We start from the raw sequence: 26,629 nt of genomic DNA, 5'->3' as shown, positions 1-26,629 counted from the left end.
CCGGAGGAGTGCTCGGCCAGCCGTCCAGGTGGCGGTGGAGGGTGACGTCCTTCTGCGGGTCGCCCTTCGGCGCGTTCGCGACCGCGTCGTGCAGGACGGCGGTGACCTCGCCGGCGAGCCCGTCGGCCTGCGAGCGCAGCTGGTCGGCGGGCAGGGTGGAACGGGTCAGCGCGTCGAGCCGGCGGTGGATGTCGGCGAGCTTGTCCTGGGTGGCCCTGTCGAAGCGCAGCGCGGTCGGCGTGGAGACCACGAACTGGTAGGCCCCGGCGAGGGTCTGACAGCCCGTGCACTCCTTGTTGGCGGCGTCGCTGAGGTTCACGGCGTTCAGGTGGGTGTGCTCCCCGGCGACCGTGACGATCTGGAAGGAGAGCGCCACCGAGCGGCAGTGGTCGTCCGCCGAGCAGCCGGCCGAGACGGCGTTGGCCTGGTTGCGCACGGCGGTGGCGTTCACCGTGCCGAACTGGCGGACCGTGAAGGAGTCCCTGGCCTGGGTGTGGTGGCCGCGGTCGGCGTGGCTGAAGACGTGGTCGGAGACGACCGCGGCATGCGGGGCGGCGGTGGCCGCCTGTGCGGGTACGGCGGTGGCCGCCCCGGCGACGCCGGCGGCGAACAGGCCGATCCGGACGGCCCGCCGGGTGAACGGACCTGCGGTGGAACGGGTTTTTCGGTGACTGCTCATGGAGTGCTCCTGTGCTCCGGTGCTGCTGCGGTAGGTGGTGGTGCCGCGCGTCAGGACGTGGCCGGGGCCGGGGGCGGCGAGTCGCTGGCCGGCGGCGGGGACGGGCTGGGCGTCGGGGACACCGGGACGCTCTCCGAAGGGGTGGGCGTCGGGGACACCGGGACGCTCGCCGGCGGCGAGGACACCGGCTCGGTGACCGGCCCCCCGCTGGCCGGCGGCGGGGATGTGCCGGCGCCGTGCCCGGGGCTGCCCGACGCCGAGGCGGAGGGCGAGGCCGAGGCGGACGCGCCGTGCGACGGCCCCCCGGCCGAGGGCGCGGCGCTCGTCCCGGCCGAGCCGGACGGCCCGCCGGACACCGTGTCCGAGGGGGCACCGGAGTCCTCCGGCCGGTCCGGGGCCGAGGCCTGCCGGGCCGGCGGCGGTTCCGTGGTCGGCACCCCCGGCTGGAGGATCGGTGCGATCGGCGGCTGCTTGGGCAGCGGCTTCGGGGTCACCCCGGACATCCAGGCGTAGCTGAGCCCGGTGAGCCCGGCGAGGGCGAGGGCGCAGATCGCCAGCCGAAGCCGGGGGCGCCCCGCTGTGGAACGCTTCGCGGCCCGGACGATCCGGCCGCCGATCTTCACGGACAGGTAGACGACACCGGCCATCGGGCACAGCAGCATCACGCAGCCGATCGTCCCGACCAGCCCCTCGACGATCTTCCCGTCCACGAACGCCGAGCCGGTGCCGACGAGTTGCTCGGTCAGCGACCGGATCATCGTGGTGAGGATGCGCGGCAGGTTCCACAGCGCGTAGCCGAGTTCGCCGATGATCAGCGGGACCATCGTGAGTACCCAGGTGGCGACGATGGCCCGCGCGGACTTCTTCAGCCCGGCGACCTCCTGGCGGGCCCGGTCCCCCCTCGGCCCCGGCACCAGGCCCAGCAGGATCGGCTTGATCTTGCCGTACAGGTCCGGGACCCCGGCCAGGTCGCCGAGGATGTAGTAGCCGTCCAGCCGTACCGCCGGCATCAGCTGTTCCATGATCTCGAAGTGCCCGAGATACACCGCGGCCAGGAAGAACTGGGCCCCGGTGGCGAAGTAGGCGCCGGCCATGGCCAGCATGAACACGACGTTGAAGTAGACGCCGCCCAGGTCGGTGCGGAGCCGGCCGGCCCGCCCGATCCGGTAGACGTCGGTGACGTCGGTGTACATGGAGGGCCAGATGAGGAAGAGCCCGCACCCGATGCAGCCGGGCCGGGCTCCTCCGTATCTGCACGCGGAGGCGTGCCCGAACTCGTGGAAGACGAGCGAGGCCACGGTGAGCACGAAGACGACGAGGATCAGTACCGGCTGGTCGAGCACCTCCAGGACGGGCTCGATCGCCCCGAAGAACCCGAACAGCCAGACGTCCATGGCTATGGCCGAGCCGAGCACCAGCGCGACCGCGGCCGGCCGGTGCAGCCACGCCAGCGAACGGGCGATCTTCGCCGTACGCCGTTCGTCGAAGATGACCCGGTGGCCCTTGAGGGCGAGCAGCAGGTCGGAGCGCGGGGCCTCGACCTCGTCGTCCTCCTGGCCCTCCGGGACCGTCACGCCCAGCGGTTCCAGCTTCTTCTCGACGAGGAAGCGGATGTTCTCCCCGCTGACCTCACGGCCGAAGCGGGCGCTGACCCGGTGTGCGATGGCCTCGGCATCGCGGACGCCGTCGACCGACGACGCCACCAGGTACAGCAGCCTGGACAGCTGTACGACCTGCCCGTCCCCCCGACGGGCGATGTACTTGGGCTCGGTGAAACCCGACCCCTGGTACTCGCCGTGCAGCCGCAGCCCCGCGCTCAGCCTCGGGACCGGTGACGGCTGCTCGACGACCGGCAGGTTGCCCGTCGCCACCTGCTCGTAGGTCACCGGCCAGCCGCCGGGTCCGGGCACCGGGCCCGTGTCGTACAGCGCGGCGGCCCCGTCTCCGAGCACCGTCATATGTGGTCTCCCCCCGAGTCCCCATGATGTTTCCGCCCGGTGTTCCCCCCCGGATGGCCCGATGGCCGGGGGCGGGGGGGCGCCGGGGGGGGGGGGGGGGGCCGCGGGGGGGAGGAGGTGTAGCGGGTGGTGTGGGGGGGGCGACGGCGGCGGCGCCCCTGGGGACTACTGGGTGACGCTGATCGTCTGCGCGGCCGACGACTCGGCGGACGACCAGGCGGAGTGGTCGTTCAGCGCGGCCGACTGGTTGGACGCGTCGATGTTGGCGATGTGCTTGGTGACGTTGACCGTCTTGCCGAAGCTGAACTTCAGGCGGCCGAGGGCCTCACGGCCCGGCAGCAGCTCGGCGGACTCGTTCTCCAGCTCGTTCATGTCCATGCTCATGACGGATGTCCCTTCGTTTCGTGTGCGATGAGGTTGAGGTCGGTCTCGGTGCCGGCGCCGTGCGCCAGGGCGGTACTACTGGTGGACGCTGATGGTCTGACCGGCGCCGGAGTCGGCCACCGACCACGACGAGTGGTCGTTCAGCGCGGCGGACTGGTTGGACGCGTCGATGTTCGCGATGTGCTTGGTGACGTTGACCGTCTTGCCGAAGCCGAACTTCAGCCGGCCCAGGGCCTCGCGACCCGGCAGCAGCTCCGCGGACTCGGCCTCAAGCTCGTGGGCGTCCATCATGATCTTTTCCCCCTCAGGGATAGACATTTCCGATCGGACTGAGTCAGGTTCCCCCCGGACTCTGTCCAATCTGGTCGGACGTGCTGTCCAACGAGATTGGACACTAGGCCCTGCGGAACCCCTCGCGCAACCCCTTCCGGAAATCACCCACTCGGCCGATCGCCGACCCGCCCGTAGAATCGGCCGCGACATGACGGAGTCCGCAGGTGGCGAGCAGGAAGTGACGGTCAGTGGCCAACGCACTGCAGCAGTTGATCCGTGAGCACCTCGACCGCAAGGGCTGGTCCTACGGCGACGTGGCACGGCGCGGCGGCATCCCCCGCTCCACCGTGCACCACCTGGCCACCACCGAGCGCGTGGTCCGCATGCCCCAGGCGACCACCCTGGAAGGCCTGGCCAAGGGCCTGGAACTCCCGCTGGAGGCGGTGCGCCGCGCCGCCGCCGAGGCCTGCGGGATCCACGTGTACGACACCTCGCCGGCCGCGGATCCGAAGGGCACCGCGGGCGCCGCCGACCCCGAGGTCGCGCTGCTCATCGCCAGCGTCCAGAAACTGTCGGCCGACGACCGCCGGCATGTCACCGCGCTCGTGGAGTCCCTGCTGGACCGCGCGCCCCGGGAGAAGTGAGCGCCACCGGGCCGCTTCCGGACGCTCTTCCGTCAAGTCGGAAAAATAATCCAACTCCGCACGAAAGCGTCAAGATCCGCCGCTAGTCTCTGCCTCACTGCCCGGGAACGCGAGAGCCGCACGACCACGGGCTCTCAGGGGGACATGTGTTGTTCGTGCACGGCGGACCGGCGACGGCCGTGGTCCGGAAACCCGACGGTGAGTCCGTCGTCCTGCTGTCCGGGGAACTGCCCGAGGTGCTCACCGACGGGTCGGTCACCGAACTCCTCGACCTGGCCGCCGCCATCCTGGACCCGGGCGAACTCGCCCTTTTCGAGGAGTGCCTGCGCACCCTGCGCCGCAACGGCATGCACGCGGGCCGCCGCATCGAGGTCGACGGCGCCGTGCTGACCGTCTACGAGGGGTGAGCCGGCGCCGAGGACGGGTGGCGCCAGCCACGAGAGGTGCGGGAAGTGCCCGGAACCGGACTTGAACCGGTACGCCCGCGAGGGGCAGCGAGGTTTAAGCTCGCCGTGTCTGCATTCCACCATCCGGGCAGGCCATGGGCTCCGCTACGAGGCTCCGAGCCTATCGGGAGGCGTCCCTCGAACAGCGGACGGGCAACCCGATGTTGTCTTATTTTATTGACGTCTGAGGGAGCATCAGCCCCCGGAACTAGCCATCCGCACTTGCCAATAGCGTTACGCGCGGTGGGTGGGCGCGTACACGGAATGACGGAATTTCACCGTCCGAACAAGGGGGCTCCACCTGTTCTCGACGACCGGGAGGACCCGGTTCCGGATCGTCGCCGTCATCCCCAGGTATGACTCGGCACCCCCGTGGTCCGTCCCGAGTCGCCCCCCGGAACCGGAACTGCGGCTGACTACACGGGCCCGTACGGCCGAGACGATGGTGCGGTCCCCATGAACGCCGTCGTCCCGACAGGAGCGCCCTTCCGTGTCCACCACACCCATCGCCGACCGGCGGACCACTTCCGTGGCCGCACGTGCCACGGACCTCTCGAAGATCTACGGCCAGGGTGAGACCCAGGTGGTCGCCCTGGACCGGGTCACCGTCGAGTTCCGGCAGGCCGAGTTCACCGCGATCATGGGGCCGTCCGGCTCCGGGAAGTCCACGCTGATGCACTGCGTGGCCGGCCTCGACACCTTCTCCTCCGGTTCCGTGCGGATCGGCGACACCGAGCTGGGCTCCCTGAAGGACAAGCAGCTGACCAAGCTGCGCCGGGACAAGATCGGGTTCATCTTCCAGGCGTTCAACCTGCTGCCGACGCTGACCGCCCTGGAGAACATCACCCTCCCGATGGACATCGCGGGGCGGAAACCGGACAAGCAGTGGCTGGACAACGTGATCCAGATGGTCGGCCTCCGGGACCGGCTCGGCCACCGCCCCTCGCAGCTCTCCGGCGGCCAGCAGCAGCGCGTCGCCGTGGCCCGCGCCCTCGCCTCCCGGCCGGAGATCATCTTCGGTGACGAGCCGACCGGAAACCTCGACTCCCGCTCCGGCGCCGAGGTGCTGGGCTTCCTGCGCAACTCGGTGCGGGAGCTCGGCCAGACCGTCGTCATGGTCACCCACGACCCGGTGGCCGCGTCGTACGCGGACCGCGTGGTCTTCCTCGCCGACGGCCGGATCGTCGACGAGATGTACCGCCCGACGGCCGAGGGCGTCCTGGACTTCATGAAGCAGTTCGACGCGAAGGGCCGTACCAGCTGATGTTCCGCACCGCCCTGCGCAACGTACTCGCGCACAAGGCCCGGCTGCTGATGACCGTGCTCGCCGTCATGCTCGGCGTCGCGTTCGTCTCTGGCACCCTGGTCTTCACCAACACCGTCTCGGACGCCTTCCAGAACAGCTCCGCCAAGGGCTTCAAGGGCGTCGACGTGGCCGTCCAGGCCAAGTACCAGGACTCCAAGGGCGACACGCTCGGCAAGACCCCGGACCTCACCCAGGCCCTGCTCGACAAGGCCGCGAAGGTCCCCGGGGCCGCCTCCGCCACCGGCGTCGTCTCCGGCTTCACCGCGATCGCCGACAAGGACGGCAAGCTGATCGGCGGCGGCTGGCAGTCCGAGGGCGGCAACTACTGGGGCGCCAAGGACGCCCGCTACCCGCTGGCCAGCGGCCACGCGCCGAGCGGGAAGAACGAGGTCCTGATCGACGCCAAGACCGCCGGGCGGGCCGGCTACAAGGTCGGCGACACCGTGCGCATCTCGGTCAACGGCCCGGTCCTCACCCCGACGATCGCCGGCATCTTCACCACCGACGACGGCAACGTCGCGGCCGGCGGCAGCCTCGCCCTGTTCGACACGGCGACCGCGCAGCAGCTGTTCGGCAAGAAGGGCGCGTACGACGAGATCGACGTGACCGCGAAGGCGGGCACCGGCCAGGCCGCCCTCAAGTCCCAGCTGGACCAGGCCCTGCCGAAGAAGCTCGTGGAGACCACCACCGGGCAGCAGCTCGCCGACGACCAGGCGAAGCAGATCTCCAGCAGCATGAGCGGGCTGCGCCAGGGCCTGCTGGTCTTCGCCGGCATCGCGCTGTTCGTCGGCACGTTCATCATCGCCAACACCTTCACCATGCTGGTCGCCCAGCGCACCAAGGAGCTCGCGCTGCTGCGGGCGGTGGGCGCCTCGCGCCGCCAGGTCACCCGCTCGGTGCTGATCGAGGCGTTCGTGGTCGGCGCGGTGGCCGGCGTGACCGGTCTGGTCGCCGGCATCGGCATCGGCGCCGGACTGCGCTCGCTGCTGGGCTCGCTCGGCGCGACCGTCCCGGACGGCCCGCTGGTCATCACCCCCGGCACGGTCGCGGCCGCGCTCGCCGTCGGCGTCGTCATCACCATGCTGGCCGCCTGGCTGCCCGGCCGCCGCGCCGCGAAGATCCCGCCGGTCGCCGCGATGAGCGCCCTGCACTCCGCCCCGACCACCAAGTCGCTGGTGCTGCGCAACACGATCGGCGCGCTGTTCTCGGCGGCGGGCGTGACGGTGATCCTGGCGGCGACGACGATGAGCGGCTCCGACGGCCAGGCGCCGATGGGCCTGGGCGCCGTCCTCCTCATCATCGGCGTCTTCGTCCTCACGCCGCTGCTCTCCCGCCCGCTGATCGCGGCCGCGGCCCCGCTGCTGCGCGGGTTCGGCGTCTCCGGCAAGCTCGCGCGCCAGAACTCGGTGCGAAACCCGCGCCGTACCGCCGCCACCGCGTCCGCGCTGATGATCGGCCTGACCCTGATCACCGGTATGACGGTGATGGCGGGCAGCCTCCAGAAGTCCATCGACAGGATGGCGAGCGCGGCGATCCGCGCGGACTACGTGGTCTCGATGGCCAACGGCAACGCCCTCTCCCCCGACGTCGCCAAGAAGGTCGCGGCCACCGACGGCGTCACCGCCTCCAGCCCGCTGAGCAACGCGGCCTCCCGGATCGACGGCGACACCGAGTACCTGACCGGCGTCAACGGCTCGGCGATCGGCAAGCTGACCGACCTCACGGTGGACAGCGGCACCTTCAAGGTCGGCGGCACGGACGTCGTCGTGGACGACGACACGGCCAAGTCGCACGGCTGGAAGGCCGGTTCCGGCTTCACCGTGCACTACGAGGACGGCAAGGCGCAGCGGCTCACGGTCGCCGCGGTCTACGAGGGCAACCAGCTCATCCGCGGGATCATGCTCGACGACGCAGTCCTCACCCCGCACGAGAGCGACCCGGCCGACATGCAGGTCATGGTCAAGACGGCGGACGGCGCGTCGAGCGCGACCAAGGACAAGCTGGAGAAGGCCCTCGGCTCCAACCCGGCGATCAAGGTCCAGGACAAGCAGGACCTGTCCAACTCCATCGCGCAGGCGTTCACGCTGATCCTGAACATGGTCTACGGCCTGCTCGCGATGGCGGTGATCGTCGCGGTCCTCGGGGTCATCAACACCCTGGCCATGTCGGTGTTCGAACGCTCCCAGGAGATCGGCATGCTCCGCGCGATCGGCCTGGACCGCAAGGCGGTGAAGCGTATGGTCCGCCTGGAGTCCCTGGTCATCTCACTCTTCGGCGGGGTGCTGGGCATCGGCCTGGGCGTGTTCTTCGGCTGGGCGGCCGGTCAGCTGGTCGGCGCGAAGATGCCGACGTACGAGCTGGTGCTGCCCTGGACCCGGATGGCGGTCTTCCTCCTCCTGGCCGGCACGGTCGGCGTCCTGGCGGCCCTGTGGCCGGCCCGGCGCGCGGCGCGGCTGAACGTGCTGGCGGCGATCAAGTCCGAGTAGCGGACGGCGGTACGTACGGCGAAGGGGCCCCACGCTCGCGGTGGGGCCCCTTTCGTGTGCCGCCGTCAGTTCCAGGTGCGGGTGCGCAGCGGCAGCCCGGAGGCACCCGACTCCGGGGTCCGGACGGCCAGCACCTGGTTGACGCCGATGCGGTTGCGTTCGAAGGCGAGGGCGGAGGCGGCCATGTACAGCCGCCAGACACGGGCCCGGCCGGGGCTGGTCAGCCGCATGGCCCGCGGCCACTCGGCCTCCAGGTTGGCCACCCACTGGCGCAGGGTGCGGGCGTAGTGCTCGCGGATCGACTCCACGTCCCGCACCTCGAACCCGGCCCGCTCCAGCTGGGTGACGGTGGTGCCGATCGGGGCGAGCTCGCCGTCCGGGAAGACGTAGGCGTCGATGAACTCGTCGACGTTGTACCCGGACTCGTCGTGCTGCGGCCGCCGTGCGATCTGGTGGTTGAGCAGCCGCCCGCCGGGCTTCAGCAGCCCGTACAGCTCCCGCGCGTACACCAGGTACTGCTCGGCCCCCACGTGCTCGGCCATCCCGATCGACGAGATCGCGTCGTACGGCCCGTCCCTGACGTCCCGGTAGTCCTGGACCCTGATCTCCACCCGGTCCGTCAGACCCTCGTCCGCGACCCGTTTGCGGGCGTACGCGGCCTGCTCCTGGGAGAGGGTGACCCCGACGACGCTCACGCCGTGCTCCCGGGCCGCGTGGATCGCCATGGAGCCCCAGCCGCAGCCGACGTCGAGCAGCCGCTGACCGGGGGTCAGGCCGAGCTTCGCGCTGACGAGTTCGAGCTTGTCGCGCTGCGCGCTCTCCAGGGTCTCTGCGTTTTCGATGTCCCCCCAGTAGGCGCACGAGTAGACCATCGACGGCCCGAGGACGAGCTCGTAGAAGTCGTTGCCCACGTCGTAGTGGTGGCTGATGGCCTGTCTGTCGCTGTGGCGGGTGTGCAGGTGTCTCCGTCTGCGCGCCTCCTCACGGGGCGGGGCGGGCGGCAGGAGCGGCCCGGCGAGCTTCAGCAGCTCGCCCACGGCGGCCCGTACGGCGGGGTCCCGCAGGGCCTGGAGGACCGTACGGCTGTCCTCCCCGCGCTCCCAGATCAGTCCGGACATCACTTCGAGGGCGCCGTAGAGGTCGCCCTCGATGTCCAGGTCGCCGGCGACCCAGGCGCGGGCCACGCCCAGTTCGCCCGGCTTGAACAACATGCGGCGCAGGGCGCGGCGGTTGCGCACGACGAGTGTCGGCGCGTCCGGCGGCCCGTCCTGCGATCCGTCCCAGGCCCGCAGCCGCACCGGGAGCGGGGCTCCCAGCACCTGCTCGGCAACTCTCCTCAGCCGCGACGCGGCGTCGGCCATGGCGCACACCTCCAAGACGTTGATCCCGGATGCCGGTTACCACGTAAACACCGTGAGGGCAGCGGCGCAGTCCCGCAAAGGAGTTACGACTGGGCAAAACCGGTGTATGCGCCACGCACTCTCCGGCACCGCCCCCAGTTCTACTGCCCACCTGTTGCCGTGCTGTTGCCTCCGCGCCCAGAAACGCCGAAGGACCTCCCGCACCACGGATGGCGGGAGGTCCTTCGGGTGGTTCAGCGACCGGTGACCGGGGTCAGGAGGCCTTGGCCTTCTCCTCGGCCTTCGGGGCGGCGACCGGCGCCGGCTTGGCGGCCTCGTAGAACTCCTCGCGGGGGTTCTCCATGGCACCCAGGGACACGACCTCGCGCTTGAGGAACATGCCGAGCGTCCAGTCCGCGAAGATACGGATCTTGCGGTTCCAGGTCGGCATGGCGAGACCGTGGTAACCACGGTGCATGTACCAGGCCAGACGGCCCTTGACCTTGATCTTCGTCTTGCCCAGGACGATCATCGCAACGCCCTTGTGCAGACCGAGACCCGCGACCGCGCCCTTGTTGGCGTGGCTGTACTCCTTCTGCGGGAAGCCCCGCATGCCGGAGACCACGTTGTCGCCGAGGACCTTGGCCTGGCGCAGCGCGTGCTGCGCGTTCGGCGGGCACCAGGCGTTCTCGACGCCGGCCTTGCGGGCGGCGACGTCCGGCACCTGGGCGTTGTCGCCCGCGGCCCAGATGTAGTCGGTGCCCTGCACCTGGAGGGTCGGGGCGGTGTCCACGTGGCCGCGCGGGCCGAGCGGGAGACCGAAGCGGGACAGCGCCGGGTTCGGCTTGACACCCGCCGTCCACACGATCGTGTTGGAGTCGACCTCGAGGCCGTTCTTCAGCACCACGTGACCGTCGACGCAGGAGTCCATCGAGGTGGAGAGGTAGATCTCCACACCGCGGCTCTCCAGGTGCTCCTTGCCGTACAGGCCCAGCTTGGGGCCGACCTCGGGAAGGATCTTGTCGGCGGCGTCGACCAGGATGAAGCGCATGTCCTCACGGGACACGTTCTTGTAGTACTTGGCGGCGTCGCGGGCCATGTCCTCGACCTCGCCGATGGTCTCCGCACCCGCGAAGCCACCGCCGACGAAGACGAAGGTGAGCGCCTTGCGGCGGATCTCGTCGTCGGTCGTGGAGTCGGCCTTGTCCAGCTGCTCCAGGACGTGGTTGCGCAGGCCGATGGACTCCTCGATGCCCTTCATGCCGATGCCCTGCTCGGCGAGGCCGGGGATCGGGAAGGTGCGGGAGACCGCGCCGAGTGCGATCACCAGGTAGTCGAAGGGCAGCTCGTACGACTCGCCGACCAGCGGCGCGATCGTGGCGACCTTGCGGTCCTGGTCGATGGTGGTGACCCGGCCGGTGAGGACCTCCGCCTTCGGCAGGACGCGTCGCAGCGGGACGACGACGTGCCGAGGGGAGATGCTGCCGGCGGCGGCTTCGGGGAGGAAGGGCTGGTAGGTCATGTACGACCGGGGGTCGACGACCGTGACGGTCGCCTCGCCGTAGCGCATCTTCTTGAGAATGCGCCGAGCTGCGTACAGGCCTACGTACCCACCGCCTACTACGAGGATCCTGGGACGCTCCGTGGTGCTCATGGCATCGAGTATCCACCCGCCCCAGGGGGGCCGCTCGTGCGCCCCTTCACAAGCTTCTACAGGGCCCGTGCTACACTCCGCCGCTCACGTGACACAGGTCATGGTCATCGGCGGGAACCCACTTCCGATACGACCCGTTGTCAATGCCGCGTGAGCTGCCTCTCCAGGCTTCCGGGGGCACCGTGAGGGCACCCGATGTCACCCTCACGAGCACCTCCCGGAACACCCCCTCGACGCTCTCCTGAGCATCCGCTCAGGCCTGTTGAGCCCCCGAACGGCCCAAGAGCCCCCACCGGACCCCCCACCTGCGCCGAATTCCTTGTGAAGAACTTCACGAAGTTTTCCGACGGGCTCTCGTGGCACGGCGTGTCACCGACGCCAAACCCGCTCATCCGCTTACCCGGCCCGCTCAGACGATGCGTCGGGAGCGGCTCCGAGGGCCGCCGTCAGGCGATGGACCAGGCGATGCCGTCGAGGATGTCGTGCTCGCTCACCACGACCTCGGTCGCGCCCACCCGCTCCATGATCGACTGGAGTACGAGGGCACCGGCCGCGATGACGTCGACGCGGCCGGGGTGCATGGCGGGGATCGCCGCCCGCTCGGCGTGCGTCGATCGCAGCAGCCACTCGGTGATCTCCCGGACCCGGGCGTAGGGGATGCGGGAGTGGTGGATGGCGGCGGAGTCGTACTCCGGCAGGTCCTGGTGGATGGCGGAGAGGGTGGTGACGGAGCCGGCGAGACCGACCAGGGTGTGCGCCTCGCGCAGCGGTACGGTCTCCTCCGCGAGGTCGAGGGCGCGCTCGATGTCGGCCCACATGGAGGCGGTCTCGGCCTCGGTGGGCGGGTCGCTGACGCGCCCCTCGTGCACGAGATGCCGCTCGGTCATCCGCACGCAGCCGACGTCCACGGACCGGGCGGCGGCGACGTGTGCGTCGCCCACCACGAACTCGGTGGAGCCGCCGCCGATGTCCACGACGAGGAACGGCTTGGCGAGGTCGTCGCGCCCGGCGAGCTCCCTGGTGGCGCCGGTGAAGGAGAACTCGGCCTCCTGGTCACCGCTGATGACCTCGGGCTCGACACCGAGGATGTCGAGCACGCCGCGCACGAACTCGTCCCGGTTCTCGGCGTCACGGGACGCGGAGGTGGCCACGAACCTGAGCCGCTCCGCCCCGTACTCCTTGACGACCGCCGCGTACTCCCGGCAGGCCGCGAAGGTCCGCTCCAGCGCCTCCGGCGCCAGCCGCCCGGTCCGGTCGACCCCCTGCCCGAGCCGCACGATCACCATCCGCCGGTCCAGATCGACGAGCTCCCCGGTCTCCGGGTTCGCATCGGCGACGAGCAGCCGGATGGAGTTGGTACCGCAATCGATGGCGGCGACGCGGGTCATGGGTGGTGTGTTCCTCACTCTGTACGTGCTGTACGTGACCTTGCAGCGGACCGATTCGGGTGGTGGGTGGGCGAAGGTCTCGGGGATCCAGGGGGCGGAGCCCCCTGGGACGGTGGGCTGACCGGCGGTCAGTTCTCGGTCGAGGGCACCACACACGCCCCCTTGGCCCACCACTCGGGAAGCATGGCGATCGCCTCGTCGCCGAGCGGGTTCACACCGGGGCCGGCGGCCAGCGAGTGGGCCACCAGGACGTGCAGGCACTTCACCCGGTCCGGCATCCCCCCGGCGCTGGGAAAGCCCGTCAGCTCCTCGATCTCGTCCCGGCGCCGGATGTAGTCCTCGTGCGCGGCCCGGTACGCCGCCGCCAGCTCCGGATCGCTCTCCAGCCGCGCCGTCATCTCCTTCATCACGCCGTTGGCCTCAAGGGTGCCGATCGCGGACGCGGCCTTCGGGCACGTCAGGTAGTACAGCGTCGGGAACGGCGTCCCGTCCGGCAGCCGCGGCGCGGTCTCCACGACGTCCGGCTGCCCGCACGGGCACCGGTGCGCGATCGCCCGCAGTCCGCGCGGCGGCCGCCCGAGCTGCTGCTTGAAGGCCTCGACGTCCGCGTCGGTCGGCTCGGTACGCGGAGTGGAGGGAGGAGCCGTTTCCATGCCTGTCTTTCTGCTCTGCCGCGCTACTGCGCGCTACTGCTCACTGGTCGGACGCGTCGGACTTGTCGACGCCGTCCCAGACGTTCGCGTACCAGGGCCGGTCGGCCGCCCCGAGGTAGGCGTGCGCCTGCTTGGCGGCACCGGGGTCGATCACGACGTACCCGGTCTCCCCCGGCATCACATAGTGCAGCCGCTGCCGGATCTGCTGCTCGGCGTAGGAGTCGTCCTGCCACCGCGCCTTGAGGTCCCGCAGCTGCTCGACCCGCTGCCGGGCCTGCTGCTGCTGCCGTTCGAGGTCGGAGATCTCGGCGCGCTGGGAGACGTACTGCCGCATCGGATAGGCGAGCGCGACGATCATCGTGCAGAGCACGATCGCGAGCAGCGCGGCGCGGCCGGTGAGCCGGGAACGGCGGGCCTGGCGCCGGGTCTGGGAGCGGTAGACACGGGCCGCCGTCTGCTCGCCGAGCAGCTTGAGCCTGGTCGCGGTGGAGAACCGGTCCCGGTCCTTCACGGCCATGTCCCCGCCTCCCTGGTCACCCTGATACGCGCGTACGTCCCCGGACACGGTACGGGACCGGGTACGGGGACGTACGTACGACTGGCTAAGGCTTAACTCCGTAGGGGTCAGCCCTTGAAGCGCGGGAAGGCGCTGCGGCCGGCGTACACCGCCGCGTCGTCGAGGATCTCCTCGATGCGCAGCAGCTGGTTGTACTTGGCGACGCGCTCGGAGCGGGCCGGGGCGCCGGTCTTGATCTGGCCGCAGTTGGTGGCGACGGCGAGGTCGGCGATGGTGACGTCCTCGGTCTCGCCGGAGCGGTGCGACATCATGCACTTGAAGCCGTTGCGCTGGGCGAGCTCGACGGCGTCCAGGGTCTCGGTCAGGGAACCGATCTGGTTCACCTTCACCAGCAGGGCGTTGGCGGTGCCCTCCTCGATGCCGCGGGCCAGGCGCTCCGGGTTGGTGACGAACAGGTCGTCGCCGACGATCTGGACCTTGTCGCCCAGCTTGTCGGTGAGGACCTTCCAGCCGGCCCAGTCGTCCTCGAACAGCGGGTCCTCGATGGAGACCAGCGGGTACGCGGCGACGAGCTCCTCGTAGTACTCGGTCATCTCGGCGGCCGAGCGGGACTTGCCCTCGAACTCGTACTTGCCGTCCTTGTAGAACTCGGACGCGGCGACGTCGAGCGCGAGGGCGATCTGCTCACCGGGGACGTAACCGGCCTGCTTGATCGCCTCCAGGATGAGGTCGAGCGCGGCGCGGTTGGACTCCAGGTTCGGCGCGAAGCCGCCCTCGTCGCCGAGACCGGTGGCCAGGCCCTTCGACTTCAGGACCTTCTTGAGGGTGTGGTAGACCTCGGCACCCCAGCGCAGCGCCTCCGAGAAGGACTCCGCGCCGATCGGGGCGATCATGAACTCCTGGATGTCGACGTTGGAGTCCGCGTGCGAGCCGCCGTTGAGGATGTTCATCATCGGGACGGGCAGCAGGTGCGCGTTCGGGCCACCGAGGTAGCGGAACAGCGGCAGGTCGGACGCCTCGGAGGCGGCGTGCGCGACGGCCAGGGAGACGCCGAGGATGGCGTTGGCGCCGAGCGAGCCCTTGTTGTCGGTGGCGTCCAGGTCGAACATCGCCTGGTCGATCAGGCGCTGCTCGGTGGCGTCGTAGCCGACCAGCTCCGGGCCGATCTGCTCGATGACGGCGAGGACGGCCTTCTCGACGCCCTTGCCCAGGTAGCGGTTGGGGTCGCCGTCACGGAGCTCGATGGCCTCGAAGGCACCGGTGGAGGCGCCGGACGGAACGGCGGCACGACCCGTGCTGCCGTCGTCGAGGCCGACCTCGACCTCGACCGTGGGGTTGCCTCGGGAGTCCAGGATTTCCCGGGCTACGACGACGTCGATGGACGGCACGAGCATCTCCTTCTTGGGTTGTGACGCTGGTTGTGCGGGGCGCACGCGGGCCTCGTCGGCCCTTGCTCAGCCTTGCGACTAGAGCCTAACCGTCCTGGGGCCGTCGGCCGCCACGACCGACCGGCCCTTGGACACAGAGACGGTACTCATTGTTCACCCGCGGAACAAAGGGGGTCCCGATGAAGAACGGGAGAAGAGCGGACCAAGAAGGGGACCGCGGCACCGCAAAGAGAAACCCCGCCCCGGTGCGTACGGGGGAAAACGCACCGGAGCGGGGGCCCGTGGGGGACGGGGGTGACCCTCACGCGGTCTCCACTATGGGGACCGCGGTTGTGTGGGGGCTGTGGTTCAGCTGGGCGCCGCTTAGTACTTACGGCGACCGCGCCGCACCCTGCTTTCACGTGCAGCCGCACCCTGCTTTCAGGTGCGGCCGCGCCCTACTTCAGGTGCAGCTGCTGGCCCGGGTAGATGAAGTCGGCGTCGTCGACGATGTCCTTGTTCAGCTTGAACAGCGCCTGCCAGCCGCCCTTCACCTTGTGCTTCACGGCGATCGAGCTGAGGGTGTCGCCCTTGACGACCTTGTACTCGCCGTCGCCCTTCTTGACCTTCTTGCCGGTCGGGGTGGTGACGGTCTTCTTGGCGGCCGGACGCTCGGCGGAGCGGGAGGCCGCCTGGGTGTCGGTCGAGCGGGTGCCGGCGCCGCTGCTCGACGAGCCGGACGAGCCGGTGCTGCTGCCGGTGTAGGTGGCGCCGGACAGGCCCGTGCCGCAGACCGGCCAGGCACCCTTGCCCTGCGCGCCGAGGACCTTCTCGGCGATCTGGATCTGCTGCGCCTTGGTGGCCTGGTTGGCCTGCGCGGCGTACTGCGTGCCGCCGTACGCGGCCCAGGTGGAGGCCGAGAACTGGAGACCGCCGTAGTAGCCGTTGCCGGTGTTGATGGCCCAGTTGCCGCCCGACTCGCACTGGGCGACGGCGTCCCACTCCGAGGCCGTGGCGGCGGAGGCGCTGCCGGCCGCCATCAGCGGCGCGGCGACGGCGACGCCGGTGACACCGGCGACAGCGATGGCGCGGACGGCCTTGGACGGACGACGGTGCTTGCCCTTGCCGGAAAACAGCATGGATCGATCCCCTCACCGACGCCTGCGAGGTGAGCTGTCGGGTTCGGGCCGGTTGAGTTGCCCGGCCGCACACCTGTGTGTCGGTGCGCGGCTTCACCCCGAGCCGGATCGGCAGCCTCGACTACCGGTCCCGGCACTTACCTTGGGTCCCCCGCTCCTGCCTACGGCGCATGACGCGACGACTGTTCCCGGACGGCCGCTGGCAGGACTCGGCGTTGCGACGGCCGGGGCTCGTGGTGACGAGCGGCCTTGACCGTAAACAGGCGATCAGGTGAATTTCAAAGATGATCAGGGCTTCTGAGACTCATCCCACACTTTCACCAAAACGGACATTCAACTTCTAAGTGGGGCGGCACGGGAGGCCAACTCCCGCTGCTTTTCGTCCGTTTAGCTACCGAGTTTCAGGGTCTGACCGGCGGCGATGTTGTTCGGGTCGATGCCGATGGCCGTCTTGTTCGCGGAGTAGAGCGCGCGCCATCCGCCGTCGAGGTCAAGGGAGTCGGCGATGGAGGCGAGGGTGTCGCCGGCGTGGACGGTGTAGGTGTCGCCGGCGTGGGAGGCGTGACGGCCGGAAGTGGTGGCATCCTGACCGTTTGTCACGTTTTCATCCGCGGAGTCGCCGCGATGCTTGCCGCCGCCACTGACGGCCCCCGTGTCGACCAGACTCCAAGAGCCTCCGGTCTGCCCTGAATTGTCCGAGGTGTCGGCCTCGGGGATGACGGGGCTCTCGCTCGCCTTCGAGGTGCCGGAGTCGGATGATTCCGACTTTTCCGTCTTGGCGGATTTGCTGGGAGTGTCCGCCTTGGAGTCGTCGCTCGCGCTCGGGGAGGGAGTGGCGGAGTCACTCCCGGAGTCCGAGGCGTCGGAGGAGGACCCGGAATCGGAGGAGGAGGACGACGAATTCAGCAGCCCGGAGGACGAGTCCGACGAGTCGGAGGAACCGGACGAATCATCCGAGCCGCCGAGGCCCGTGTCGACGTTCACCGAGGCGTCGTCGGACGAGAGGCCGGCCAGCAGCGCACAGGTCCGCCAGGGCTTGGTGCCCTGGTCGGCGAGTATCTTCTCGGCGACCGCGATCTGCTGCGAACGGCTCGCCTGGTCGGGCGTACTGGCGTACTCCTGGCCCCCGTACTTGCTCCAGTCGTCCAGGGACATCTGGAGGCCGCCGTAGTAGCCGTTGCCGTTGTCGGCGCTCCAGGAGCCGCCGCTCTCGCACTCGGCCACGTGGTCCCAGGTGGAGCCGTCGGCCGCGTTGGCGCTCGCCGCCCCGAGGAGCGGGATGGCGATGGCGGAGCCGGTCACGCCGGCCGCGACGAGGAGAGCCGGAGCCTGACGGGGGCGACGGTGACGACCGTTCCCGGAGAGCATGCGGAAACCTTTCGAGCGACAGCGGTGACCGGCACGGCGGGTCCCGCAGGGCGCCGCGCTGATGGGTGAACGTATCGGCAGACGATCACTTGTCACAAGTTAATGCCGCGCAGATCACGTGAAGATCACAGACTTGAACGCTGGTCACGTTCTGCCCGTACGGGCCGAGAACTCCACGGGGAGCGTGCGCAGTCCGCGCATGATGAGCCCGCCGCGCCACCGCAATTCGCTCTCGTCGACCGCGAGTCGGAGGTCGGGAAGGCGGGTGAGGAGGGTGGCGAGCGCGGTCTGGCCCTCCAGGCGGGCGAGCGGGGCACCGAGGCAGTAGTGGATGCCGTGGCCGTATCCGAGGTGCTGGTTGTCCCGCCGGGCGAGGTCGAGGGTGTCCGGCTCGGCGAACCGCTCCGGGTCCCGGTCCGCCGCGGCCAGGACGACCAGGACCGGGTCGCCGGGCGCGATGTGCTGCCCGCCGATGACGACCGGCTCGGTGGCGAACCGCCAGGTGGCCAGCTCCACCGGCCCGTCGTAGCGCAGCAGTTCCTCGACACCGGTCTCCAGCAGCCCGCGCTCGCCGGCCGCGAGGGAGTCCTGGAGCCGGGCGCGCTGCTCGGGGTGGGTGAGCAGGGCGTAGGTCCCGTTCCCGATCAGGTTGACGGTCGTCTCGAACCCGGCGAACAAGAGGATGAAGGCCATGGCCGCGGCCTCGTTCTCGGTGAGGTGCTCGCCGTGGTCGGAGGCCCTGATGAGCCCGGAGATCAGGTCCTCGCCGGGCCCGGCCTCGGCGGGCAGCGCCTCCCGCTTCCGGTGGATCAGCTCGGCCAGGTATCCCCGCATCTTCTTCACCGACCGCGCTACCCCGCCCCGCGGCCCGCCGCCGTGCCGGATCATCATGCCGGCCCAGTCCCGGAAGTCGTCCTGGTCCTCGGGCGGAACGCCGAGCAGGTCGCAGATGGCGTAGATGGGGAGCGGAAAGGCGAAGTCGTGGATCAGGTCGGCGGACCCGGCCGCGGCGAACCGGTCGATGAGCCGGTCGGTCAGCTCCTGCACGCGCGGCGCGAACTCCGCCACCCGGCGCGGTGTGAACGCCTTGCTCACCAGCCGCCGCAGCCGGGTGTGGTCCGGCGGATCGATGTTCAGCAGATGCGTCATCAACTCGGCCTTGCGCTCACCGGGGATCCCGGTCTTCCCCTTGGCGTGCGCGGGCTCGTCGTGATGCGCCGGGTTCTTGGACAGCCGGGGGTCGGCGAGGGCTTGCTTGGCATCGGCGTACCGGGTGACCAGCCAGGCTTCCACACCGCTGGGGAGCGCGGCCCGGTGCACGGGGGCGTGTTCGCGGAGCCAGGCGTAGGCGGGGTAGGGGTCGGTCGCGAACTCCCAGGTGAAGAGGTCGGGGGCGGCAGGGGCGGGATGGGGCTGGTTGGTCACTCCTTGACGGTATCCGGAGCCCGGGGCGCGGGTGCGGCGCGCTCGGCCAGGAGCCGCCGTGCCTCGTGGTGACCTTCGTCAGCGGCGCTTCGGTACCACTCCTCGGCGGTCCGTCCCCGGAGGGACGCGGAGATCTCTCAGCCCTCCGTGTGCCGGATCGCGTCCCGGTAGGCCCGTGCCGCCGCCCGCAGTGCCGACTCCGGGTCGACGCCCTCCGCCTCCGCGCGGGCGGCCAGTGCGAGCAGTTCGTAGCCGATGCCCGGTGCCTGCGGCAGCGGCACCTCCAGCTCCGCCGTCCGCACCCGGGAGGCCAGCTTGGCCGCCAGCGCGAGACCCGGCTGGGCGAGGGGTATCCCGTCCGTCACCGACGCGCGCCGCTTCTCCACCGCCTTCGTGCGCAGCCAGTGCTCCGCCACCTCCTCCGGGGTCGACGCGGTCTCGTCGCCGAAGACGTGCGGGTGGCGGTGGATGAGCTTGGCGACGATGCCTCCCGCCACGTCGTCGATCGAGAAGGGGGCGTCCGGGTCCTCCTCCGCGATCCGCGCGTGGAAGACGACCTGGAGGAGCACGTCGCCCAGTTCCTCGCGCAGTTCGTCGCGGTCGCCGTCCTCGATCGCCTCGACGAGTTCGTACGCCTCCTCGATGCCGTACTTCGCGAGGCCCTTGTGGGTCTGCCGGGACGACCAGGGGCACTCCGCGCGGATCCGGTCCATGACCTGGACGAGGTCGAGGAGGCGGGCGCCGGGCAGGTCGTAGGAGGCGGGGAGCAGTTCCAGCTCGGGCATCCGGACGCGGCCGGAGCCGGCGAGGCGGGCCAGGCCGTCCGTGAGGGCGGGCTCGCCCTCGCCCGCCGCCACGACCACCACCGTCCGGCCGCCGGCGCAGGCGTCGACCAGCTCCTGGGCGGTGGGGGCGGCCTCGTCCACGGCCGTCCCGGCCTCGCGCAGATACGGCAGCTGGGGATGGGCGCCGTCCGCGCACAGCACGCGGTCCGCCGCGCGCAGCGCCTGCCAGGCGGGCCAGGACAGCAGGCCGGGGGCGACCCGGTGGCTGGTGGTGAGCAGGACGACACGGCCGGGGTCGGACGGCCGGGAGGTCGGAGCGGGTTCCGGGGTGGTGGGTTCGGGGCTGGTGGTGTTCACGCTCCGAACGTAACGCACCGCCGCCGCCGACCTCGCGGTTTGTCCACAGGGCGGGGGTGATCAAGTGATCGTATGACTGCCCGTGGCGACTCGTCCCCGTCCTCGGCCGCCCCGCGCCGGGCGGGCCCTACGCCGACACCGGTGTCCCGGCCGACGTGACCTCCCGTACCCACGGCGTCTTGGCGTCCACGCGGCTGCTCTTCTGGACGTCCCAGGCGCCGTAGCGGGGGTTGAGGTCGACGTGGAGTTCCTTGGAGGCGGTGGCGAGGGCCTTCCAGAAGGCCGGCTGCGAGGTTTCGGTGCCGAGTGCCTGCGCGAGCTTGGTGGCCTCCACCTGGAAGCGGAGGTTGTCGTCCAGGCGCGCCGGGGCGATGCCGTACTTCTGCAGCCAGGCGGTCTCGAGCGCCTTGGAGCTGCCGGCCTGCTGTTCGAGGCCGGAGCGCATCGCCTCGACCTCCTTGCGGGTGACGCTGACGCCGGTGTCCTGGGCGGCCCGGTGCAGCACCCGGTCGAGGACCATGTTGTACAGGGTGTCCCGGGTGAGGCTGCTGGTGGAGGCGAGGACCTGCTGGTACTGCGTCTGGTCCGGGACCGCGGCGCGCTGGGCCCGGCGCACCTCGTTCACGCGGTTCTCCAGCTGCGAGACGGTGATCCGCTGGCCGCCCACGACGGCCGCCGCGCCCGGATGCGCGTCACTGCCGCAGGCGGTGAGGAAGGGGGCCGCGGCGGCGATCGCGGCGGACAGGAGGAGCGCGGTGCGACGGCGGCGGTGCAAGGATGCCTCCCGAGGAGATTGTGCGACGGTGCACAAGGTCTTGCGGTGATCGATGGTAGGCAGTGGGCAAGCTCTGGCCAACCCATTCGACCAACGATTCACACGCGCATCCGGCACCGCCGCACCACCCTCCGGAAGGGTTTGCGGCAGGGATTCCGCTCAGCCGGTGATCGCCACCGGGGCGTCCCAGGCGTCGCGGTCCACGGTGATCGTGTAACCGCCGCGCGTCTCCTTGCTGTTCACCATGTACTGGTGGGCCCGGCTGTGCCCGGTGAACTGCGACGCACCGAACGGCCAGTCCGTGGTCGTGGTGTTCTTCTGGTCCCACAGCGCGTACCAGAGGTTGCCCGGCAGGTCCGTCTTGTCGGTGGCGTTCGCGATCGCCTTGGCGCTGGAGCTGGTGAAGCCGTAGAAGCCCGCGCGGTACGTCTTCGCGCGCAGCTGCTTGCCGAAGGCGCGCACATAGGTCAGCACGGCGTTGTTGCACGACGTGTTCGTCGTGTCGTACGCCTCCATGTCGAGGTAGATCGGGCTGCCCGCCTTCATGCCGAGGGCGGCGGCCTTGGCGACCGCGTCGTTGGCGTCGGTGGTGCCGAGGGAGGCGGCGTTCGACGCCGTCATCTTCTCCGGGTTGGAGCCGGTCTGGCAGGACGGCTGCGCTCCGACGTACAGCGGGACGAGCTTCCAGCCGACCGCGGAGACGGACTTGACCCAGGAGGCGGTGAGGTTGGCCTGGGCGCAGCCGCGGTTCTTGCCGCCGATGTAGACGGCGGCGGCGCCGTAGAAGCCGGTGTTCCAGGCCTTCATCGCGGCGAGCGAGGGCGCTTCGCAGGTGTCGAAGGCGCGGCCGGTGAACGTCTTCTGGGCGGGCCAGGCGGTGGCCGCCATGGAGGTCTGCGCGGCGATCCCGGCCCCGGCGACCACGGCGGCGCCCGCGACGCCCCAGGTGATGTATCTGCGCTTCTTCGACTGCCGGTGACCGGACATGCCCGAACCCCACCCCTGTGTCTTTGTGTCTTTGCTGTGCGGCAAGTTGTGCGAAAAGTAGGTGCAGTATGCACGGCGCGGGAACTAGCCGCGCACCTGCCCCAGCCACTGCAACGTGCGCCGGACCTCCGCCGCCAGCGGGTGCCCGGGCCCGTGCAGCCGCTCCACGTCCATCAGCAGCCGGGCGAGCGTGTCGTGCGCGGCGGGCCGGTCGCCGAGCGCGAGCAGCAGATGCCCGATCCGGCGGCGCACGTCGTGCGCGAGCTGCGGGTCGCCGGCCACGTACTGGTTCTCGTAGTACGGCAGCAGCGCGCGGTACTCCGCGAGCGCCGCCGCCGGTTCGCCGAGCTGTTCCAGGCACTGGGCGGTCTCGTAGCGGAAGCGCAGGACCTGCGGGTCGGCCTGGCCCGCCTCGGCGGCGCGTTCGTCGGCGAGCCGGCGCAGTTCGGGCAGCGCGCGCCGGTACTGCCCGTCGTCCATCAGGGTGGCCGCGTACTGCTTGCGCAGGGTGCGTACGACCGTGGAGCGCTCGCCGTGCCGGTCGGCGGCGACCGGCAGGATCGCGCCCAGGATGTCGACGGCCTGGGTGATGCGCCCCTCCCCCAGCAGCCGCTTGACCTCGTCGACGGCGGCGGCGACGTCCGGCCGGTCCGGTACGGCGGCCACGGGGGCGGCGGGCCGGGGTGCGGGGGTCCGCGCCCGGTCCGGCCAGGGGGCGTGCGGGCGCAGGAAGGGGCGGGTGGGGTCCAGAGGCGCCCCGGAGGGCGTCCCGCGCGCGGGCAGGAGCGCCGACAGGTCCTCGTAGACCTCCTGCGCGGACGCCGGGCGGTGCTGCGGGTCCTTGGCGAGCAGGCGCAGCACGAGGCTCTCCAGCGGCTCCGGCACCTCGGCGCGGATCCGGCGCACGGGCAGCGGGGGCTCGTACAGGTGCCGGTGCAGCACGCCGAGCGCCGTGGAACCCGCGAACGGCACCTCCCCGCTGAGCAGTTCGTGCAGCAGCACGCCGAGCGCGTACAGGTCGGTGTACGGGCCGACCGCGCCGCCCATCGCCTGCTCGGGCGCCATGTAGGCGGGCGAGCCGATCGGGGAGCCGGTGTGGGTGAGGCGGGTCGTGTCGGTGTCCATGACGGAGGCCACGCCCAGGTCGAGGACAGTGACCGTGCCGTCCTGCTTCACCATCACGTTGCGCGGCTTGAGGTCGCGGTGGACGATCGGCACCGCGTGCACGGCGCTCAGCACGGCGCACAGCTGCGCGGCCACCGCGACCGCCCACTGCCACGGGTACGGGTCGTGCTCCGCGAGGTGGTCGGAGAGGTCGGCACCGTCCACGTACTGCATGACGAGGAAGAGCTCCTCGCCCTCGCTGCCCGCGTCGTGCACGGTGACCAGGCCGGGGTGGTCGACCTGCGCGGTCACCCGGCACTCCCGCAGGAACCGCCGGCGCAGCTCCTCCGCCTCCGCGCCCGCCACCTTGTCGGGGCGCAGCAGCTTCACCGCCACCCGCCGGTCGAGCCGCTGGTCGTACGCCGTCCACACCTGGCCCATGCCGCCCTGCCCGATGAGCGTGGACAGCTCGTAGCGGCCGGCGACGACGCGTCCTGTCGCCACGGTCACCTTCCGCCCTCGTAGTCGCCCTCGTGCTGCCCGTCGTGCTTGCGCAGGTAGTCACTGAGTTCGTCGAGTTCGGCGCGCACCTGGTCGATCCGGGCGGGTGCCGGGCGCTGGGGCGGTGCGGGTATCGGAGGCTGCGTGGGCGGCGGCGCGGGTATCGGGGAAACGGTGTGCGGCGGCGGGGTGTGCGGGGACTGCGCGCGCGGCGGCGTCGTCCCCGTGACGTACGGCGAGGCGGGGCGCGGGGGCACGTAGCCGTACGTCTGCTGCGCCGCGTAGGCCTCGCGCTGCCGCTGGAAGTGGCGTACGTCGGCCGCGAGGTAGTAGACGATGGTGGCGAGCAGCGTGCCGAACAGCAGGGTGATGCCCAGGTAGCCGCCGGTCGTGTGCACGTCGTCGCCGGGTTCGGTGCCCAGCAGCACGAAGCTGAGGACGTCGGCCGCGGCCACCGCCACCAGCAGGCCGAAGTCCAGCGATCTGCGGGTCACGATGGCCAGCCGCAGCATCATCGCCCACATCAGCAGACCGACGCTGAACACGCCGAGCGCCACGAACACCACGCGCCACAGGACCAGTACCGCGTCGTGCGGCGGCCGCTGCACCGGCTGCGCATGGCCCTGGCCTTGCATGATCGCTCCTGTATTGCCTGAAATTCCCCGAAAAGGGCATACGTGCCCGTCCGGCGCCGTCCGTCCGCGGACAACATCGGTCGTGCGATGGTCGCTTCGAGCATATGGCCCGGCACGGACAACCGGTTCGGGTTGTACCGAACCGTTGTCGGACCGACTGCCGGAACGCGCCGGGCAAGGATCGGCCAAGAGGCAATCGGGGGTCAATCGGGCGTGACGGTCCCGTCGGTGAGGCCGTCGTACATACCGCGCACGAGGTGCTCGCCGAGCCGGCTCGCGTGGCGCAGCGCCCGCTCGAACTCGTCGAGTGCGCGGAAACGCGCGCCGTAGCGCCGCTGTTCCTCCAGGGGGAGCCGGGGCAGCTGGAGCCGGCGCACGTCCAGCCGGGTCGCGGTGGAGGCATAGCTGCTGGCCTGCCGGTTGTTGGCGGTACCCCGCAGGAAGCCGGCGAGGAACCACGGGTCGAGGGCGGTGCCGTCGGGGCGCAGGAGCACGAGGTTGCGCCCCAGGGCGGCGCCCGCCGTCGCCGCGTCGATCACCCGCGCCACCGAGCCCCCGCCGAGGACCGGTACGACGACATCGCCCGGCTCGGTCAGCACGGCCTCCTCGTCGCTCTCGGGAAGCGTGCCCGAGGGCGCCGCCGCGGCGAGGACGTCGTGGTCGGTGAGTACCGGCACGCGCGCGTGGCCGCCGCTCCCGCCGGTGCGCAGCACCAGCGCGCCCGCACGCGCGAGTTCACCGACGGTGGTGAGCGGCCACCGCGCGGGCGGCGCCTGGTCGGCCGGGGGCGGGGTGAGGTCGACGGTCAGGCGCAGGGTCGCGTCGAACCGTTCGCGGACCGCCGTGAGCTGTTCCGCGCCGTCGGCCATGGCGGCCGGGGGCAGATGGCGGGCGGGGGCCAGGTCCACGTCGTCGTCGAGGAGTTCGATGACCGGCACCGATCGGGCCAGCCCCGGCCGTTCCACCGGACCCCCGGCGCGCTCGAAGGCACGCCAGGCGTCCAGGGCGGCGTCCCGTACCGCCGCCCAGTCCGGCCCGCCCCGTCCTTCTGCGGCGAACCTCCCGGTGTCCACGAGCAGTACCTCGGGCGCGGCCGGGGTCCGGTCGGGCCGGCGCAGCACCCACAGGTGCAGCGGGATGCTGTACGGCGCCGCCGCGCCCACCGGCAGCGCGACCAGCGCCCTGAGCGCGCCCCGGCGCAGCAGGTCGGCACGGATCCGGCGCCCGGAACGGCGGGAGGCGACGGCCGGCGGCATCAGCAGGACCGCGGTGCCGCCGTCGGCGAGCCGGGCCAGGGCGTGCTGCACCCAGGCCAGTTCCGACTCGGTGCGCGCCGGGAAGCCGTACTCCCAGCGGGCGTCGTACGCCAGCTCGTCGTGGCCCCAGTTGCGCTCGTTGAACGGCGGGTGGCACAGCACCGCGTCGGCGCGCAGCTCCGGGTAGGCGTCGGCGCGCAGGGTGTCGCCGGTGGCGCCGTGCACCCCGGCCCGGGAGTGCAGCGCGAGCCGCAGCGCGGTGAGCGCGGCGAGATCGGGGGCACTGTCCTGGGCGTACAGCTCCTGGCCGGGGCGGACGTCCACGGCGCGCAGCAGGGCGCCGGTACCGCAGGCCGGGTCCAGCACGGTGCGGGCGGGGCCGGCCAGGTCGGCCATGAGGCCGGCGAGTTCGGACGGGGTGAGCGTGTACTGGCGGGGGTTGGCGTCCAGGTGCCGGCCCAGCAGGAACTCGAAGGCCTGCCGGGCTCCGACCTCGGCGGCCAGTTCGGCGGCGCCGCGCAGGAGCGGGGTGGAGGGGAGGAGTTGGGGGCCGGTGGGGGTGCGGACGGCGGGGGTGCGGACGGCGGGGGTGGCGGAGGCGCCTGCGCCGGGGGTGGTGGGGGCGACGGTCGCGCCGGGGGGCGTCGGCCCGGTGTTCACAGGGCGGCTGGGCGCTGCGGTGTTCACACTCCCTGCATCGCCAGGCCTGTTCACAGTCTCGGCGGTGCGCGCGGTCCGCCCGCTGTGAACCGTGCGCTCCGCCGCCCCGCCGAGGCGCGCGGTCAGCACCTGCTCCAGCGCGCCCGGCAGCATCGCGGCCAGGCGCTCGTCCGAGCCCGCGCTCACGTCGAGCCAGACGGTGGGGCGCTCGTGGATCAGCAGCAGCACACAGCCGGTGTGCACCAGCGCCGTCAGCGCGCCCTCGGGATGCCCGGCGAGCTGCTGCCAGACCCGCTCTCGCAACGGGACCTCGGCGAGTTTTCCCTGCTTGCGCAGCCAGGACTCGACCTCGGCGAGCGCGAAGGACGGGCTGGTCTCGGTGCCGCCGACCGGCTTGGGGAAGTCGGCATGCCGACGGCGCCAGTTGCTGACGGCGGCGCGGCCCACTCCGGCGAGCCGGGCGATACCGGCCGCGGTCACCTCCGTGGCGTTGTCCTGCACGCGGCCTCGCTCCCCTCGTCCCAAGCACCCAGGTGCCATCT

General features: G+C 71.2%; 23 protein-coding genes, 1 tRNA gene and 1 riboswitch. Of the genes, 4 read left to right on the top strand and 20 right to left on the bottom strand.

What is annotated here, in order from left to right:
* From ACWGKQ_RS38845 to ACWGKQ_RS38830, 4 genes are all read right to left on the bottom strand, one after another.
* On the bottom strand, positions 1-679 hold a 679-nt coding region (locus tag ACWGKQ_RS38845; protein WP_453296757.1), incomplete at its 3' end, for a hypothetical protein.
* A gap of 50 nt (positions 680-729) precedes the next feature.
* A complete protein-coding gene (locus tag ACWGKQ_RS38840) occupies positions 730-2,637 on the bottom strand; it encodes a hypothetical protein (protein ID WP_453296756.1) in 1,908 nt (635 codons plus the stop codon).
* A 165-nt stretch (positions 2,638-2,802) separates the two neighbouring features.
* Positions 2,803-3,021, bottom strand: a complete 219-nt coding sequence (locus ACWGKQ_RS38835) for a hypothetical protein (RefSeq protein WP_189268007.1) — start codon at positions 3,019-3,021, stop codon at positions 2,803-2,805.
* A 75-nt stretch (positions 3,022-3,096) separates the two neighbouring features.
* Positions 3,097-3,312 (bottom strand): hypothetical protein, encoded by a 216-nt coding sequence (locus tag ACWGKQ_RS38830; RefSeq protein ID WP_293994153.1) that lies wholly within the window; start codon positions 3,310-3,312, stop codon positions 3,097-3,099.
* Positions 3,313-3,542: 230 nt separating this feature from the next.
* Between ACWGKQ_RS38830 and ACWGKQ_RS38825 the strand changes: the two genes are divergently transcribed.
* Together ACWGKQ_RS38825 and ACWGKQ_RS38820 are read left to right on the top strand one after the other, a co-directional pair.
* Positions 3,543-3,938 carry a helix-turn-helix domain-containing protein gene (locus ACWGKQ_RS38825; protein ID WP_453296755.1) on the top strand — a complete coding sequence of 132 codons (396 nt, stop codon included), beginning with the start codon at positions 3,543-3,545 and terminating at the stop codon, positions 3,936-3,938.
* A 146-nt stretch (positions 3,939-4,084) separates the two neighbouring features.
* Positions 4,085-4,345: a hypothetical protein gene (locus ACWGKQ_RS38820; protein ID WP_453296754.1), complete on the top strand. Its 261-nt coding sequence runs from the start codon at positions 4,085-4,087 to the stop codon at positions 4,343-4,345.
* A 46-nt stretch (positions 4,346-4,391) separates the two neighbouring features.
* Here ACWGKQ_RS38820 and ACWGKQ_RS38815 read toward each other — a convergent pair.
* A tRNA-Leu gene (locus tag ACWGKQ_RS38815) sits at positions 4,392-4,474 on the bottom strand.
* Positions 4,475-4,874: 400 nt separating this feature from the next.
* On the opposite strand from ACWGKQ_RS38815, the gene ACWGKQ_RS38810 reads away from it, so the two are divergent.
* Positions 4,875-5,648 (top strand): ABC transporter ATP-binding protein, encoded by a 774-nt coding sequence (locus ACWGKQ_RS38810; protein ID WP_453296753.1) that lies wholly within the window; start codon positions 4,875-4,877, stop codon positions 5,646-5,648.
* A complete protein-coding gene (locus ACWGKQ_RS38805) occupies positions 5,648-8,176 on the top strand; it encodes an ABC transporter permease (protein WP_453296752.1) in 2,529 nt (842 codons plus the stop codon). Before ACWGKQ_RS38810 ends, ACWGKQ_RS38805 begins: the two co-directional genes overlap by 1 nt.
* A 65-nt stretch (positions 8,177-8,241) precedes the next feature.
* Here ACWGKQ_RS38805 and ACWGKQ_RS38800 read toward each other — a convergent pair whose 3' ends face one another.
* The 15 genes from ACWGKQ_RS38800 to ACWGKQ_RS38730 form a co-directional block, all read right to left on the bottom strand.
* The gene (locus ACWGKQ_RS38800; RefSeq protein ID WP_453296751.1) at positions 8,242-9,537 is read right to left on the bottom strand and encodes a class I SAM-dependent methyltransferase; all 1,296 of its coding nucleotides are present in this window, start codon (positions 9,535-9,537) and stop codon (positions 8,242-8,244) included.
* A 253-nt stretch (positions 9,538-9,790) separates the two neighbouring features.
* On the bottom strand, positions 9,791-11,170 hold the full coding sequence (locus tag ACWGKQ_RS38795) for an NAD(P)/FAD-dependent oxidoreductase (protein ID WP_453296750.1): 1,380 nt from the start codon (positions 11,168-11,170) through the stop codon (positions 9,791-9,793).
* Positions 11,171-11,616: 446 nt separating this feature from the next.
* Entirely contained in the window at positions 11,617-12,558 is a 942-nt protein-coding gene (locus tag ACWGKQ_RS38790) for a Ppx/GppA phosphatase family protein (RefSeq protein ID WP_453296749.1), read from the bottom strand.
* Positions 12,559-12,686: 128 nt separating this feature from the next.
* Entirely contained in the window at positions 12,687-13,211 is a 525-nt protein-coding gene (locus ACWGKQ_RS38785) for a DUF501 domain-containing protein (protein ID WP_453296748.1), read from the bottom strand.
* Positions 13,212-13,251: 40 nt separating this feature from the next.
* Positions 13,252-13,728, bottom strand: coding sequence for an FtsB family cell division protein (locus tag ACWGKQ_RS38780; protein WP_453296747.1), 477 nt, complete (start codon positions 13,726-13,728; stop codon positions 13,252-13,254).
* A 107-nt stretch (positions 13,729-13,835) separates the two neighbouring features.
* Positions 13,836-15,122 (bottom strand): phosphopyruvate hydratase, encoded by a 1,287-nt coding sequence (gene eno, locus ACWGKQ_RS38775; protein WP_089102262.1) that lies wholly within the window; start codon positions 15,120-15,122, stop codon positions 13,836-13,838.
* Positions 15,123-15,553: 431 nt separating this feature from the next.
* A complete protein-coding gene (locus ACWGKQ_RS38770) occupies positions 15,554-16,234 on the bottom strand; it encodes a transglycosylase family protein (RefSeq protein ID WP_453296746.1) in 681 nt (226 codons plus the stop codon).
* Between the two features lie 4 nt (positions 16,235-16,238).
* Positions 16,239-16,413, bottom strand: a riboswitch (cyclic di-AMP (ydaO/yuaA leader).
* A gap of 208 nt (positions 16,414-16,621) precedes the next feature.
* Positions 16,622-17,602, bottom strand: a complete 981-nt coding sequence (locus ACWGKQ_RS38765; RefSeq protein ID WP_453296745.1) for a transglycosylase family protein — start codon at positions 17,600-17,602, stop codon at positions 16,622-16,624.
* Between the two features lie 144 nt (positions 17,603-17,746).
* The gene (locus ACWGKQ_RS38760) at positions 17,747-19,027 is read right to left on the bottom strand and encodes a cytochrome P450 family protein (RefSeq protein ID WP_453296744.1); all 1,281 of its coding nucleotides are present in this window, start codon (positions 19,025-19,027) and stop codon (positions 17,747-17,749) included.
* 137 nt (positions 19,028-19,164) lie between these two features.
* Entirely contained in the window at positions 19,165-20,169 is a 1,005-nt protein-coding gene (locus ACWGKQ_RS38755; RefSeq protein WP_453296743.1) for a nucleoside triphosphate pyrophosphohydrolase, read from the bottom strand.
* 127 nt (positions 20,170-20,296) lie between these two features.
* Positions 20,297-20,944 carry a SurA N-terminal domain-containing protein gene (locus tag ACWGKQ_RS38750; protein ID WP_453296742.1) on the bottom strand — a complete coding sequence of 216 codons (648 nt, stop codon included), beginning with the start codon at positions 20,942-20,944 and terminating at the stop codon, positions 20,297-20,299.
* Between the two features lie 159 nt (positions 20,945-21,103).
* Positions 21,104-21,931: a glycoside hydrolase domain-containing protein gene (locus ACWGKQ_RS38745; protein WP_453296741.1), complete on the bottom strand. Its 828-nt coding sequence runs from the start codon at positions 21,929-21,931 to the stop codon at positions 21,104-21,106.
* Positions 21,932-22,015: 84 nt separating this feature from the next.
* Positions 22,016-23,503 carry a protein kinase domain-containing protein gene (locus ACWGKQ_RS38740; RefSeq protein ID WP_453296760.1) on the bottom strand — a complete coding sequence of 496 codons (1,488 nt, stop codon included), beginning with the start codon at positions 23,501-23,503 and terminating at the stop codon, positions 22,016-22,018.
* 38 nt (positions 23,504-23,541) lie between these two features.
* On the bottom strand, positions 23,542-24,171 hold the full coding sequence (locus ACWGKQ_RS38735; protein ID WP_453296740.1) for a hypothetical protein: 630 nt from the start codon (positions 24,169-24,171) through the stop codon (positions 23,542-23,544).
* 203 nt (positions 24,172-24,374) lie between these two features.
* Positions 24,375-26,588 carry an N-6 DNA methylase gene (locus tag ACWGKQ_RS38730; protein ID WP_453296739.1) on the bottom strand — a complete coding sequence of 738 codons (2,214 nt, stop codon included), beginning with the start codon at positions 26,586-26,588 and terminating at the stop codon, positions 24,375-24,377.
* Between the last annotated feature and the right edge of the window lie 41 nt (positions 26,589-26,629).

It is taken from the genome of Streptomyces sp. NPDC054770 (assembly GCF_053611985.1).
This window is presented reverse-complemented; position numbering and strand designations above follow the sequence as displayed.